The organism is Staphylococcus sp. CoH_129_LAB_1, assembly GCF_058191515.1.
This window is the reverse complement of the sequence record NZ_JBXWKZ010000002.1, coordinates 136,917-152,160: the sequence shown is the minus strand read 5'-3', so window position 1 is coordinate 152,160 and position 15,244 is coordinate 136,917. Positions and strand designations below refer to the sequence as shown.

The 15,244-nt window shown below is 28.9% G+C and carries 17 protein-coding genes and 1 riboswitch; all 17 genes read left to right on the top strand.

Going from position 1 to position 15,244, the window contains the following annotated elements; all coding sequences use genetic code 11:
• The first annotated feature begins 200 nt into the window (after nt 1-200).
• The 17 genes from AC2FB1_RS01590 (at nt 201) to gcvPB (ending at nt 15,199) form a co-directional block, all read left to right on the top strand.
• A complete protein-coding gene (locus AC2FB1_RS01590) occupies nt 201-2,246 on the top strand; it encodes a peptidoglycan D,D-transpeptidase FtsI family protein (RefSeq protein ID WP_490673524.1) in 2,046 nt (681 codons plus the stop codon).
• 123 nt (nt 2,247-2,369) lie between these two features.
• Complete coding sequence (rpmG, locus tag AC2FB1_RS01585) at nt 2,370-2,519, top strand: 50S ribosomal protein L33 (RefSeq protein WP_002449881.1); 150 nt, start codon at nt 2,370-2,372, stop codon at nt 2,517-2,519.
• Between the two features lie 275 nt (nt 2,520-2,794).
• Nucleotides 2,795-3,346: a 5-formyltetrahydrofolate cyclo-ligase gene (locus AC2FB1_RS01580; protein WP_490673523.1), complete on the top strand. Its 552-nt coding sequence runs from the start codon at nt 2,795-2,797 to the stop codon at nt 3,344-3,346.
• The gene (locus AC2FB1_RS01575; RefSeq protein ID WP_490673522.1) at nt 3,346-4,803 is read left to right on the top strand and encodes a rhomboid family intramembrane serine protease; all 1,458 of its coding nucleotides are present in this window, start codon (nt 3,346-3,348) and stop codon (nt 4,801-4,803) included. Before AC2FB1_RS01580 ends, AC2FB1_RS01575 begins: the two co-directional genes overlap by 1 nt.
• Nucleotides 4,787-4,990 (top strand): YqgQ family protein, encoded by a 204-nt coding sequence (locus AC2FB1_RS01570; protein ID WP_490673521.1) that lies wholly within the window; start codon nt 4,787-4,789, stop codon nt 4,988-4,990. The genes AC2FB1_RS01575 and AC2FB1_RS01570 overlap by 17 nt, the downstream gene beginning before the upstream one ends.
• Entirely contained in the window at nt 4,987-5,973 is a 987-nt protein-coding gene (locus tag AC2FB1_RS01565; RefSeq protein WP_490673520.1) for an ROK family glucokinase, read from the top strand. Before AC2FB1_RS01570 ends, AC2FB1_RS01565 begins: the two co-directional genes overlap by 4 nt.
• On the top strand, nt 5,973-6,296 hold the full coding sequence (locus AC2FB1_RS01560; protein WP_490673519.1) for an MTH1187 family thiamine-binding protein: 324 nt from the start codon (nt 5,973-5,975) through the stop codon (nt 6,294-6,296). Before AC2FB1_RS01565 ends, AC2FB1_RS01560 begins: the two co-directional genes overlap by 1 nt.
• A 1-nt stretch (nt 6,297) precedes the next feature.
• Nucleotides 6,298-6,924, top strand: a complete 627-nt coding sequence (locus tag AC2FB1_RS01555; RefSeq protein ID WP_490673518.1) for an MBL fold metallo-hydrolase — start codon at nt 6,298-6,300, stop codon at nt 6,922-6,924.
• Nucleotides 6,925-6,974: 50 nt separating this feature from the next.
• Complete coding sequence (locus AC2FB1_RS01550) at nt 6,975-7,931, top strand: ATPase, T2SS/T4P/T4SS family (protein ID WP_490673517.1); 957 nt, start codon at nt 6,975-6,977, stop codon at nt 7,929-7,931.
• A complete protein-coding gene (gene comGB, locus AC2FB1_RS01545; RefSeq protein ID WP_490673516.1) occupies nt 7,903-8,967 on the top strand; it encodes a competence type IV pilus assembly protein ComGB in 1,065 nt (354 codons plus the stop codon). The genes AC2FB1_RS01550 and comGB overlap by 29 nt, the downstream gene beginning before the upstream one ends.
• Before the next feature lie 14 nt (nt 8,968-8,981).
• A complete protein-coding gene (gene comGC, locus AC2FB1_RS01540; protein ID WP_490673515.1) occupies nt 8,982-9,293 on the top strand; it encodes a competence type IV pilus major pilin ComGC in 312 nt (103 codons plus the stop codon).
• A complete protein-coding gene (gene comGD / locus AC2FB1_RS01535; protein WP_490673514.1) occupies nt 9,271-9,717 on the top strand; it encodes a competence type IV pilus minor pilin ComGD in 447 nt (148 codons plus the stop codon). The genes comGC and comGD overlap by 23 nt, the downstream gene beginning before the upstream one ends.
• 260 nt (nt 9,718-9,977) lie before the next feature.
• Complete coding sequence (locus AC2FB1_RS01530; protein WP_490673513.1) at nt 9,978-10,406, top strand: competence type IV pilus minor pilin ComGF; 429 nt, start codon at nt 9,978-9,980, stop codon at nt 10,404-10,406.
• A 164-nt stretch (nt 10,407-10,570) separates the two neighbouring features.
• On the top strand, nt 10,571-11,080 hold the full coding sequence (locus AC2FB1_RS01525; protein ID WP_490673512.1) for a shikimate kinase: 510 nt from the start codon (nt 10,571-10,573) through the stop codon (nt 11,078-11,080).
• Nucleotides 11,077-11,198: riboswitch (glycine riboswitch) on the top strand. (Overlaps the previous gene by 4 nt.)
• Before the next feature lie 75 nt (nt 11,199-11,273).
• Nucleotides 11,274-12,365 carry a glycine cleavage system aminomethyltransferase GcvT gene (gcvT, locus tag AC2FB1_RS01520; RefSeq protein ID WP_490673511.1) on the top strand — a complete coding sequence of 364 codons (1,092 nt, stop codon included), beginning with the start codon at nt 11,274-11,276 and terminating at the stop codon, nt 12,363-12,365.
• 16 nt (nt 12,366-12,381) lie between these two features.
• Nucleotides 12,382-13,734 (top strand): aminomethyl-transferring glycine dehydrogenase subunit GcvPA, encoded by a 1,353-nt coding sequence (gene gcvPA / locus AC2FB1_RS01515; protein WP_490673510.1) that lies wholly within the window; start codon nt 12,382-12,384, stop codon nt 13,732-13,734.
• Nucleotides 13,721-15,199 carry an aminomethyl-transferring glycine dehydrogenase subunit GcvPB gene (gene gcvPB, locus AC2FB1_RS01510; protein ID WP_490673509.1) on the top strand — a complete coding sequence of 493 codons (1,479 nt, stop codon included), beginning with the start codon at nt 13,721-13,723 and terminating at the stop codon, nt 15,197-15,199. Before gcvPA ends, gcvPB begins: the two co-directional genes overlap by 14 nt.
• Nucleotides 15,200-15,244 lie beyond the last annotated feature (45 nt).

Below are 15,244 nucleotides of genomic sequence, written 5' to 3'. Positions count from 1 at the left end.
ATTCAACAAAAACTAGGCTACTTATCCCCTGTAAAATACAGAGAATTAGCAGCCTAGAACATAGTGTTTTTATTAAGTTCCCATTTTAAGGGTTCAGTGCCTTCCTTAGAGATCACTTTTTTTATGAAAAATATAGCAAAATTATACAATTTCATATATCATTTATAAGTATACATGATTAATAATTGAGGTAGGTTGTCTTGCTTAAAAGATTAAAAGAAAAATCAAATGATGAAAAAATAAAACATACAATGAATAAGCGAATTAGTTTTATATTTGGCGCAATTGTATTGATTTTCGTATTAATTGTCCTAAGATTAGGTTATTTACAAATTGCACAAGGTACACATTATAGTCAATTAGTGAAAAATGATGAGAATATTACTGTCAATGAATCTGTGCCAAGAGGAAGAATACTAGACAGAAACGGGAAAGTTTTAGTCGATAATGCTTCCAAATTAGCAATTACATATACTCGTTCAAGAAAAACAAGTCAACAAGTTATGTTAAATACTGCAAAAAAGTTATCAAAACTCATTACAATGAATACTGATAAAATTACAAAGCGAGATAAACAAGATTTTTGGATACAAAATCATCCAAAAGAAGTTAAAAAATTAATGAAAAAAGAAATATCCATGCTGAATGATGGCAGCATAAGTCAAGAACAATATGATAAACAATTACATCATAAAATTACTGATACTCAATTAAATAGTTTATCTAAGCACGACTTACAAGTATTAGCTATATATAGAGAAATGTCGGCTGGTGCTACACTTGATCCACAAATGATTAAAAATGAAGATGTTAGTGAAAAAGAATACGCTGCTGTTTCTCAACAATTAGATAATTTACCTGGCATCAACACGTCAATGGATTGGGATCGAAAATATCCATATGGGGAAACCTTAAGAAGTATATTTGGCAGTATATCTACACCCTCTGAGGGGATTCCTAAAGAATTAACTGAACAATACTTAGCAAAAGGATATTCTAGAAATGACAGGGTTGGAAAAGCATATCTAGAGTATCAATATGAAGATATACTACGTGGTAAAAAGAAACAATTGAAATACACTACTGATAAATCTGGTAAAGTTATTAGTTCTAAAGTTATTAATCCGGGGTCACGCGGAAATGATTTACAACTAACAATCGATATTGATTTACAGAAAAAAGTTGAGTCTCTATTAGAAAACGAAATAAAAACACTTCGTAGTCAAGGAGCAACTAATATGGATAATGGTCTAGTAGTTGTTCAAAATCCTAAAAATGGTGATATTCTTGCAATGGCTGGAAGACAAATTGATAAAAACGGTAAGATGATAGACTATGATTTAGGTAACTTTACTGGTCAATTTGCAGTCGGTTCTTCTGTTAAAGGAGGAACTTTATTAACCGGTTATCAAAATCATACCATCAAAGTTGGCGAAGAAATGATTGATGAGCCTTTACACTTTAGAGGCGGATTAACTAAACGTTCTTACTTTAACCAAAATGGTAAAGTTCTAATTAATGATAAAGAGGCATTAATGCATTCCTCAAACGTATATATGTTTAAAACTGCTTTAAAACTAGCAGGTGATCCATATTCAAGTGGTATGAGTTTACCAAATAATATTGAAGAAGCCGGTCAAAAATTAAGAAAAGGCCTAAATCAAGTAGGGTTAGGTGTTAAAACAGGTATTGATTTACCTAATGAAACCATTGGACAAATTGAACCTTTAACAAATAATCCTGGTAATTATTTAGATTTATCGATAGGTCAATATGATACTTATACACCAATTCAACTTTCACAATATATATCTACAATTGCAAATAATGGTTATAGAGTGCAACCACATATTGGTTTAGCTGTACATGAAGCAACAAATAGTGATCAAGTTGGACCGATAAAAGAGAAAATTAAAGGTAATATACTAAATAAAGTGAATAATTCTCAAGATGAAATAGATGAAGTAAAACAAGGATTTAAAATGGCCTTCAATGAAAAAGATGGTACAGGCTATGCGAGCTTCCATAAAACAGTTGTTCCATCAGCTGGTAAAACTGGTACTGCTGAAGTATATCAAAATGGACAACCTAGAGTTAACTCAACATATATAGGTTATGCTCCTATTAAAAATCCTAAATTAGCTTTTTCTATCGTGTATACCAATCAACCTGTTCCACCTCCTTGGTTAAATGGGGGAGACTTAGGAAGAGATATCATTAATTACTACTTTAAAAATGAAAAATAATTTTAATAATAGTTGATGCTTTACTTTTCTATTTAACTATAGTAAAAAATTAATACTTTTCAATTAATCATCTAAGTGGTATGATAATAAAGTCGTATTTAGAAAAGGTAAGGAGGTATAATCATGCGCGTAAATGTAACATTAGCTTGTACTGAATGTGGTGACAGAAACTACATTACTACTAAAAACAAAAGAAACAATCCAGAACGTATCGAAATGAAAAAATATTGTTCACGTGATAATAAACAAACTCTACATCGTGAAACTAAATAATATTAAAATTGAAAAATGGGAGTAGGACAGAATTCATTTTGAATACTGTCATCGACTACCAACATATTAAAAAGAGCCTGAGACATTTAACTATGTCCCAGGCTCTTTTTTACTTTAGAATCTCACTCATCCATTGATTATACTAAGTATATATTAATAGCTATATTTATTTTATATTAATTAATATAACTATTTTACTTAAAGTAATTTAAATTATCACAAATGACATCACTTTATAATAACGTTATAATATATACAAAGGAATGGGAGAAACAATGAGTAAAAAACAAATTAGAAAAAATATTTTATCAAAAATGAAAGGTTTTGATAAAGAAAAAAAACTTAAAGCTGATATTTGGTTAATGGAAAAATTAATCAAAAACGAAAATTTCAAAAAAGCACGTCGTATCGGTATATTTCTGTCTATGCCTCACGAGATTGATACATACAATATCATTAATTATGCTTTAGACAACGGGAAACAGATTTTTGTGCCTGATACCGATTATAAAAACCATAATATGAATTTCAAACAACTATTAGACTTATCATCAATAGCTACTGATGATAAAGGCATTAATTATGTTAATGAAGATACATCTATTAGCAATGACATGGATTTACTGATTGTACCTGGAGTAGCTTTTCAAACAAATGGCTTCCGTATAGGATACGGAGGAGGTTATTATGATAAATTTCTAAGTCAACACGATATTAACACGATTAGTCTTATATATGACTTCCAAATATCAGATTTCGATGTTGAAAAACATGATCAACCTTTAGATAATTTAATTATATGTAATACTAAATTTGGGAGGAATTAATGAATATTGATAAACTATACTGGAAATCAATTTATTATTGGATTAAATATTTTAACTACAAATTAGAACACACAGATAAAAATACAAATGAAATTTGGTTATCCAATAAGAAAAAAGAAGAACTTATTGTATTTAGAAAAGAAGTAAATTCAACTCAAGAGATACGCTTCGATAAATCTAAAATAACAGATCATAAAGAATATTTACAAAAAAAAATGGGATTTAAAATTAAAAAAGTCGAATTCTTCTACTTTTTAGATGCATCGATGAATATTGATAACTTCGATGAAATGCACCCTATTAAGTTAATTTATCATAGCATCACTACTGAAAAAGACTTAGAGAACACAATGCCTAATTTCATTATAAAAAAGCGTGTTAACAAAAAAGATAAAAAATCATCATTAGATTATAAAAAACGAGTACTCAATACAAATCCTGTCGATAAGTATATGATGATCTTTTCACCAATGACTTACATTCTTATAGCTATAAACATCTTAGTATGGTTATTTATGAAAATTTATCTAAATCATTTTTCAGATATTAAGCTACTAGATGTTGGGGGATTAGTGCATTTCAATGTAGTACACGGTGAGTGGTACCGTCTTATTACCTCAATGTTTTTACATTTTAATTTTGAACACATTTTAATGAATATGCTATCTTTATTCATTTTTGGTAAAATTGTAGAGGCAATCGTTGGTCCATATAAAATGCTAGGTATCTATCTAATTTCTGGCTTATTTGGAAACTTTGCTTCATTATCCTTTAATATAAGCACAATATCTGTTGGTGCAAGTGGAGCTATTTTTGGACTTATAGGAGCTATTTTAACGATCATGTTCTTAAGTAAGACTTTTAATAAGAAAATGGTAATACAACTATTAGTTATTGTATTAATACTAATCTTTGTCTCACTATTTATGTCAAATATTAATTTAATAGCTCATTTAGGGGGCTTCATAGGTGGTATCCTCATCACTTTAATTGGATATTATTTTAATGAAAATCGTAATTTGTTTTGGATATTTTTAATTTTATTATTAGTTCTTTTTGTTTTGTTACAAATCAGAATATTTTCAATTAAAGAAGAAAATATTTACGATAAGCTTATTAAAGACGAAATAATTTCTTATAATTATGATGATGCTTCATCAATTGTTGAACATACAATCAATAAAGGATACGATGATGATGAAACATATTACTTAAAAGGGTTAATAACTGCTACCAAAAGTTCCAAAGCAGAAGCAATGACCGATTGGGAAAGAGGTCTAAGAAATCATCCTAACTCTGCATTATTAAACTATGAATTATCGATAGCTAATAGAGCATTAAATGATAATGATAAAGCTTTAAAATATATAAAAAAGGCATTAAAAATTGATAACAGTAACCAAAATTATAAAAATTTAGAAAAAGAATTGAAAGATAGTAATGATTCCAAAAATTAATAATTTTTATGATGTCTTGCAACTTTTGAAACGTTATGGTTTTATTATATATTTTAAAGATAAAGAAGATATGTATGAAATGATGAAACAAGAAATACGTTCTCTTTACAATTATGATCTTTTATCAAACGAAGAATATCTAAAATGTATTTTAATAATTAATCAAAGAAGGAATGAGCATAAATGAAAAATATTATTTTAGCAGCTGATATAGGTGGAACAACATGTAAACTAGGCATCTTTGATACGAAATTAGAACGATTACATAAATGGTCGATTGAAACAGATACTTCAGACCATACGGGTCGTACATTATTAAGACAAGTTTTTGATTCTTTTAAAGAAACAACTGAAGCTTATCATTTTGATTTACAAAATGTTATTGGAGTTGGAATAGGGGTACCAGGTCCTGTTGATTTTGAAACTGGAATTGTACATGGGGCTGTTAATTTACATTGGCCTGGAAATGTAAATGTTAGAAAGATTTTTAGCGAATTTATTGATTGTCCTATATATGTTGATAATGATGCAAATGTAGCTGCACTAGGTGAAAAGCACAAAGGTGCTGGTCAAGGTTCAGATGATGTAGTTGCAATTACACTCGGCACTGGTCTTGGTGGAGGCATCATTTCAAATGGTGAAATTGTACATGGTCATAATGGCTCAGGCGCTGAAATAGGGCATATTAGAACTGATTTTGATCAACGCTTTAATTGTAATTGTGGTAAATCAGGATGCATTGAAACTGTTGCTTCAGCTACTGGTGTTGTTAATTTGGTCAACTTTTATTATCCTAAACTTACATTTAAATCATCTATTTTATCACTTATAAAAGAGAATAAAGTAACTGCTAAGGCTGTATTTGATGCGGCAAAAGCAGGAGATCAATTCTGTATATTTATAACTGAGAAGGTCGCAAATCATATCGCTTATTTATGTAGTATAATCAGTGCCACAAGCAACCCTAAATATATTGTGCTAGGTGGAGGAATGTCTACAGCAGGTTTAATATTAATTGAAAATATTAAAACAGAATATCATAATTTAACATTCAGTCCTGCTCAAAGAGATACTGAAATTGTTCAAGCAAAACTTGGAAATGATGCTGGCATTACAGGTGCTGCAGGACTAATTAAAACATATATCATTGAAAAGGATGGTGTTAAATAATGGCTATCGTTGACGTAGTTGTTATACCAGTCGGAACTGAAGGCCCTAGTGTAAGTAAATATATTGCTGAAATTCAAATGAAATTAGAAGAATTTAAAAAACAAGGAAAAATTGACTATCAATTAACACCTATGAACACACTTATCGAAGGCGATCTTAAAGATTTATTTGAAGTGGTTCAAGCAATTCATGAATTACCATTTGATAAAGGCTTAGATAGAGTTTGTACAAATTTACGTATTGATGATAGAAGAGATAAATCTCGCAAAATGAATGATAAGTTAAAATCTGTTCAAAAACATTTAGATAAACAGGGTGAGTAATATGAGAATTTCTAATTTATCTTTAGGTTTAGTTGATACAAATGCATATTTTATAGAAAGCGATGAGAGTGTATTATTAGTTGACCCTGCTGGAGAATCTGATAAAATCTTTAAAAAATTAAATCAAATCAATAAATCCTTAAAAGCAATATTACTTACACATGCACATTTTGATCATATTGGTGCCTTAGACGATGTATTATCGAAGTATGATGTACCAGTTTATATGCATAAAGAAGAATTTTCTTTCTTAACAGATCCTGAAAAAAATGGTTCTTCAAAATTTAAGCAATATGGTATGCCATTAACTACTAGTAAAGCTCAACCTAGTGCTTTAAATGAAGGAGATTTTACAATCGATGAATTTCAATTCAATGTTCTTCATACACCAGGTCATTCACCTGGAAGTTTAACTTATGTGTTTGACGAATTTGCAGTAGTAGGAGATACATTATTTAATAACGGTATTGGCAGAACCGACTTATATAGAGGAGACTATGAAACATTAGTAGACTCAATAAAAGATAAATTATTTGAATTAGACGGAGATTTACCTTTATTCCCTGGTCACGGCCAATACACTACAGTAGATGATGAGCAACTCAATCCATATTTAGATGGACAATAAAAAAAGTAATTTTAACACCTCTTACGTTTATATATGTAGGAGGTGTTTTTTTGAAATTATTATTTCAAGAGATAATTAATAAAGCAATTTCAAAAAATGCAAGTGACGTACACTTTATTCCTTCAGAGGATAGAGTGAACGACAGGTTAGAGACTTATGAAATATTTAATATTGATATTTATGAAAAATTATTGATTTATATGAAGTTTAAAGCGAATTTAGATGTATCAACACACCAAAAAGCTCAAAGTGGTAGATATACATATCATGCTAAATCGATATTTTATTTAAGAATTTCTACTTTACCCCTATCATTAGGAATTGAAAGTTGTGTTATCAGACTTATCCCACAATATTTTAATTCTAAAAGAGAATATAAAGATTTTAATGACTTTAAACCTCTAATGAATAAAAAGCAGGGTCTCATTTTACTAACTGGTCCAACAGGTTCAGGTAAAAGTACTTTGATGTATCAATTAGTACTTTATGCTTTTCAAGAATTAAATTTAAATGTGATTACAATAGAAAATCCTGTTGAACAATTGTTAAAAGGCATAACACAAGTATCAGTAAATCATAAAGCCGGTATAGATTATGTCAATTCATTTAAAGCGATATTAAGATGTGATCCAGATGTTATTTTAATTGGTGAAATTAGGGATGCTAAAGTAGCAAAGTGTGTCATTCAAGCAAGTTTAAGTGGCCATTTAGTGCTAACTACTATGCATTCTAGTAATTGTAGAGGTGCCATACTTAGATTGTTAGAGATGGGAATTAGTGTTCAAGAAATCTCACAAGCGATAAATGTAATTTCAAATCAAAGATTGGTTACAACTATTTCAAATCAAAGAAAGCTCGTTTGTGAGTCTATTTCGAATAGTCAAATTCAATATTTTTTTGAACATAACCATACACTTCCTAAAACATTTAATAATTTAAAAGAAAAATTGATGTCGTTATCGAAAGAAGGACTTATATGTGAAGATATGGTTAAAAAATATATTTAACAATCATTCTAAATCTCTTAGTGAAAATCAACAAATTATACTTTTAAGTAATTTGAATAACTTACTTAAAAGCGGATTTACATTACTAGAGTGTTTTAACTTTATAAATTTATATTTTAATTATAAAAATAAAGATATAGCCAACAAGATAATTAATATAATAAAAACAGGAGGAGAATGTAATCAAATATTAGAATTAATAGGCTACCCTAAATCTGTTGTCACTCAAATTCAATTTTCTCAGAAATATGGAAATATAAATGATTCACTTGAGGAAGTAATTAATTATTTAAAAACAAATCTTCAAGCTAAACAACGAATATTAAAAGCTATTCAATATCCTATTATTTTAATTTCAATATTTATAACCATGTTAAGTATATTAAACTATACAGTTTTACCTCAATTTGAACACCTATATTCAACAATGGATGTAGAACTCAATTTATCACAGACTATTATCACATATTTAATTAGTCATTTGCCTCAATTTTTTCTTCTAATTCTCTTTGTTTTACTAATTTTATCTATCATTGTAATTATCTTTGTTAATAAAATCGATATGTCAAGAAAACTTATGTTCATCTCTTATATACCAATTGTACATTTCTATTATTCAACTATTAAAACGTATCAAATTGCTAATGATTTAGCCATGTTTTATAAAAATGGTATTAGTATACAACAAGTTGTAGATATGTACATTCACCAACAAAACAATCCATTCTTAAACTACATTGGTATCGTTATTCAAAAAGAACTAAGTAGAGGTATTAATTTATCCGATATTTTAATTAAAATACCATGTTATCAATATGATTTAACACAGTTTATTAAGCAAGGTGAAAAAAATAATAAATTAGATATTGAGTTGAAAATGTATTGCCAAATATTAATTCAAAGGCTCCAAAATAAAGCATTAAAACAATCAAAAATTATCCAGCCTATTGTATTTATTTTCTTAGGGATTTTTATAGTTAGTTTGTATTTAGTTATCATGTTACCGATGTTTCAACTTATGCAAAACATTAAGTAAAATGGAGGTTTTTTATGATGAAATTAAAAAATAAATTAAAGGCTTTTACTTTAATTGAAATGTTACTTGTACTGCTAATAATTAGTGTTTTACTTATTCTAATTATCCCAAATATAGCCAAACAAATGGCACATATTCAATCTACAGGGTGTGAAGCACAAGTGAAAATGGTTAATAGCCAAATTGAAGCTTATACTTTAAAGCATAATAGAGCTCCTAATTCTATTGAGGACTTAATAACAGAAGGTTTTATAAAACAAGGGCAGACTTCTTGTAAGACTGGAGAAACTATCAGTATTAAAAATGGGGAAGCAGTTGCAGAGTAAGAATATTAAATCATTTACTTTTATCGAGAGTTTGTTAATCATTTTGATTTTAATTATCTTACTTAATGTAACGCTAAAAGTAAATTTATTTAACGATATTTCATTGTTAGATGATATAAAAGCGACACACTTTATTAATCAATTAGAGTATTTTAAATCTAAAGCTATGCGAGAAAATAAATCTATTACATTGTTAATTTCAAAACATTCCTCAATTATAAAAGTAATAGAAGCACAAGGTAAGCAATATAACTATAATATTGAAGATGGAAAAATAATTGAAATTAAACATTTAGAAAAAATTACTTTTAATAAAGAAGGTAGAATAAATCAGTTCGGTTCATTAATACTAAAAATTAATCAACATCAATATAAGTTGATCATTAATATTGAAAAAGGAAGAATAAGATATCTTAAAATTTAAAGCAGTTTTACTCATTGATAGTTTATTTAGCTTGTATATTTTCACCATTATAGTTTTCACTTTAATCCCAATATTAATCAATTTAAATCATACTTTAAAAAAAGAATATCAAATTATTGAAATCAAACAAATGATAATGAGTAGTATTAATCATTATGATAAAAAAACTATTTCAAAAGGTATAAACTTGGGTGATTATCATATTAAACTTTATTCCAATAAAATATGTGGACTTCATAAAGAAACTAAAATCGAATCTTGTGTTAAATATTAAATTAAAATCATTCACTTTAATAGAAATGTTAGTTTCATTACTTTTAACAATGATGATGTTAACTTTTTTTCCTCAATTAATAAAATTGACTCATTCTTTTTTATACGAGACTTACAATAGTTATCAAACTGAATATGCATTTTTTCAAACAAATATAACTCAAATTTTTTTAAAAAGTTCTCATGATATTAAAATTAAGGATAAAAACACAATTATCATAAATAATCAGTCATCTAAAGATTACATAGAATTTAGAAATAACAAATTATTATACAAAATTAATGGAAATGGCAATATCATATTATTAAATAATGTCATCAATGCAGAATTTCTACCTTTATCTTCTAACTTCATAAAATTAAAACTAAAAATAGGTGATAAAAACAACTACTATGAAAAAAATTTATTTTTATAAAATGAAAGGATATATAAGTAGCTATACATTATTTATTCTAAGTATTTATTTGATAATTATATCTACTTTTTTTAATCAATATAGTATAAAATTAAAGACAATACATAATATTCAAATGTATTATGATAGTATAATAAGTGATAAACTTAAGAGAGGCGATTAATATGACTCATTCTTATTTACCACTTATATTAGTAGGATTTATGGGTACCGGTAAAAGTACCATTGCCAAATATTTGTCTTCAAAATTACATTATTCATATATCGACTTAGATACATATATAGAAACTAAAGAATTTAAAACAATACCAGATATTTTTAATGAAATTGATGAAAAAGGATTTCGTAAGTTAGAGTATAAATATTTAAAAGATTGTATTGATAAATACGACATTATATCGACTGGTGGAGGAATTATAGAAAATGATGATTCTATCTCACTTTTAAAAAATAAAACAGTTATTTGGTTAGATTGTGATATAGATATCATCTACTACAGAATTGCTAATGACCCACATAGACCAAACGCGAAAAACAAAAGTAAAAAACAACTAAATAGCTTGTATTTATCAAGGGTTTCAAGATATAATGAAATCGCATTCAAAAAAGTAGATAGTAGTAAATCAATTGAATATGTATATGAAACAATTTTAAATCATATACCATGCGAGTGATCAGTATTAGAGAGAATAACTTGAACTGATTCTATCGATGTTTTGAATTTAAGTCATGTTATCGCCGAAGGTGCAAGTAAATTACGAAACTCTCAGGCAAAAGGATAGTACTGTTACGCAGTCCTGGATTTGTTATTTAGACAGGGTAGCTTTTGCTACTCTGCTTTTTTTATAAAAAATAGGGGGTTTTTAAATGACAAGCGAATTAAAAAAGACACCATTATATGAAACATATGTAAATAGTAATGCTAAAATAGTGGAATTCGGTGGATGGGCTATGCCTGTTCAATTTACTAGTATTAAAGAAGAACATAACGCAGTTAGATATGAAGTGGGGATGTTCGATGTAAGTCATATGGGAGAAATTTTAATTGAAGGTGATGATGCTAGTAAATTTGTCCAATATTTACTTTCTAATGATACTAATAATTTATCTGAAACTAAAGCTCAATATACAGCTTTATGTAATGATGAAGGGGGTATTATTGATGATTTAGTAACATATAAAATTGCTGATAACAAATACTTATTAATAGTTAATGCGGCAAATACTGATAAGGATTTCGAATGGATTCAAAAACATCAATCTAAATTTAATGTGGATGTAACTAATGTGTCTAATCAATACGGTCAATTAGCAATTCAAGGTCCTAAAGCTAGAACTTTAGTAAGTGAACTTGTTGATGTTGATGTAAGTGAAATGAAACCATTTGAATTCAAACAAAATGTAACTATATTTGGAAAAAATGTTATCTTATCTCAATCTGGATATACAGGTGAAGATGGCTTTGAAATTTATTGTAACTCAAATGATACAGTTGATATTTGGAATGGCTTTATTGATAAAGGAGTTGTACCTTGTGGTTTAGGTGCAAGAGATACGCTTAGATTAGAAGCCGGTTTACCTCTTCATGGACAAGATCTCACTGAATCAATCACTCCTTATGAAGGTGGAATAGCTTTTGCTGCTAAACCTTTGATTGAAGATGAATTTATTGGTAAATCTGTTCTAAAAGATCAAAAAGAAAATGGATCAAAACGTCGAACAGTCGGTTTAGAACTTCTAGATAAAGGCATTGCAAGAAATGGTTATACAGTAATGAATCTTAATGGAAAAGAAATAGGTGAAGTTACTTCGGGAACTCAATCACCTTCTTCAGGAAAATCAATTGCTTTGGCTATGATTGAGCGTGATGAATTTGAGTTAGGTAAAGAATTACTTGTTCAAGTTCGTAAAAGACAATTAAAAGCTAAAATTGTTAAGAAAAATCAAATCGAAAAATAACTAAGGAGTGTGCAATGTGAGTCATCGTTATATACCATTAACTGATAAAGATAAAAAAGAAATGTTAGAAAAAATTGGAGCCAATTCAATTAGCGAACTCTTTGGAGATATTCCAGAAGATATTCTACTTAATAGAGACTTAAATATTGAGAGTGGAGAAGCTGAAACTTCACTTTTAAGAAGATTGAATACCATTGCTAATAAAAATATTACTAAAGAAACACATGCAAGCTTTTTAGGTGCAGGAGTATATGATCATTATACACCTTCAATAGTAGACGCTATGATTTCTCGTTCTGAATTTTATACTGCTTATACACCTTATCAACCTGAAATTTCTCAAGGTGAACTACAAGCAATTTTTGAATTTCAAACACTAATTTGCGAACTTACTCAAATGGATGTCGCAAATTCATCTATGTATGATGGCATAACTAGTTTTGCTGAAGCTTGTATATTAGCGTTTAATCATACTAAAAAGAACAAAATTGTAGTATCTAAAGGTCTACATTATCAGGCTCTACAAGTACTAAAAACTTATATTAAAGTAAGAAAAGAATTTGAAATTGTTGAAGTTGACTTAAATGGAACGATTACTGACTTGGAAAAATTAGAACAAGCAATTGATGATGATACTGCAGCAGTTGCTGTACAATATCCTAATTTCTATGGATCCATTGAAGATTTAGAAAAAATTCATTCTTATATCGAAAATAAAAAAGCATTATTTATTGTTTATAGTAACCCATTAGCATTAGGGGTTTTAACACCTCCAGGCCAATTTGGAGCAGATATTGTTGTTGGTGATACACAACCATTTGGTATTCCTACTCAGTTTGGTGGCCCTCATTGTGGTTACTTTGCCACTACTAAAAAGTTAATGCGTAAAGTTCCTGGTAGATTAGTAGGACAGACTCAAGATGATGAAGGTAATAGAGGCTTTGTTCTTACTTTACAAGCTCGTGAACAACATATTCGACGTGATAAAGCCACTTCGAATATATGTTCAAACCAAGCATTGAATGCGTTAGCATCATCAATTGCTATGTCAGCCCTTGGTAAACAAGGTATCTATGATATTGCAGTTCAAAACTTAGAACATGCTAATTATGCTAAAAATCAATTTAAAAACAACGGTTTTGAAGTAATAGATGGTACATCATTTAATGAGTTTGTTGTTAGATTTGATCAACCTATCAAAGATATAAATAAAAAATTAGCAGAATATGGTTTCATTGGTGGATTTGATTTGGGTGAAGCTTCATCAGATTTTGAAAATCATATGTTAGTTGCTGTTACTGAATTAAGAACTAAAGAAGAGATTGATACATTTGTTGAGAAAGCTGGTGAGCTAAATGGTAGTAAGTAAATCTAGTCCATTAATTTTCGAAAGATCTAGAGAAGATAGATATGCATATTCTTTACCACAAAGCGATATTAAAACAGATTCTATCGAAAATATTTTAGATGATAAATTTATTCGAAAAGAAAAAGCAGAGTTTCCTGAAGTGGCCGAATTAGATTTAGTACGCCATTATACAGAACTTTCTAATAAAAATTTTGGTGTAGATTCAGGATTTTATCCATTAGGGTCTTGTACGATGAAATATAATCCAAAAATTAACGAAAAGGTTGCTCGCATTCCTGGTTTTGCTGAATCTCATCCACTTCAAGAAGAAGAACAAGTTCAAGGTTCATTAGAAATAATTTATAGTTTACAAGAAGAACTAAAAGAAATTACAGGCATGGACGAAGTAACTTTACAACCAGCAGCAGGTGCTCATGGCGAGTGGACAGCTTTAATGATTTTTAAAGCATATCATATAAAAAACGGTGAAGGGCATCGTGATGAAGTTATAGTTCCAGACTCTGCACACGGTACGAACCCTGCATCTGCTTCATTTGCTGGATTTAAATCAGTTACAGTTAAATCTAATGAACGCGGTGAAGTTGATATCGAAGACTTAAAACGTGTAGTTAATGAAAATACCGCTGCCATTATGTTAACAAACCCAAATACTTTAGGTATCTTTGAGAAAAACATCATGGACATTCGTGAAATTGTTCATGAAGCAGGTGGCTTACTCTATTATGATGGAGCAAACTTAAATGCTATTATGGATAAAGTTCGTCCGGGGGATATGGGATTTGATGCTGTACACTTAAACTTGCATAAAACGTTTACAGGTCCGCATGGTGGAGGTGGTCCTGGTTCAGGGCCAGTTGGCGTAAAAAAAGAATTAGCAAGTTATTTACCAAAACCAATGGTAGTTAAAGACGGTGATACATTTAAATATGATAATGCTATTGAAAATTCAATCGGTCGAGTAAAACCTTTTTATGGTAATTTTGGTATTTATTTAAGAGCGTATACGTATATTAGAACTATGGGTGCAAAAGGATTAAAAGAAGTATCAGAAGCAGCTGTTTTAAATGCTAACTATATTAAAGCAAGATTAAAAGATCGTTATGAAATTCCGTATGAACAATATTGTAAACATGAATTCGTCTTAAGTGGATCTAAACAAAAAGAACATGGTGTTCGTACTCTAGACATGGCAAAACGATTACTAGACTTTGGGGTACATCCACCAACAATTTACTTCCCGCTAAATGTGGAAGAAGGTATGATGATTGAACCAACTGAAACTGAATCTAAAGAAACTTTAGACTACTTCATTGATGCAATGCTTCAAATCGCAGACGAAGTTGAAAATGATCCTGATAAAGTGTTAGAAGCACCCCATACAACTATTATTGATAGATTGGATGAAACAACTGCAGCACGTAAACCTATTCTTAAATTTGAAGATTTACATCAAGAAAAACTTTAATTTAATAAATAATAAAACTCTCAAGAAATTTCTTGAGAGTTTTAT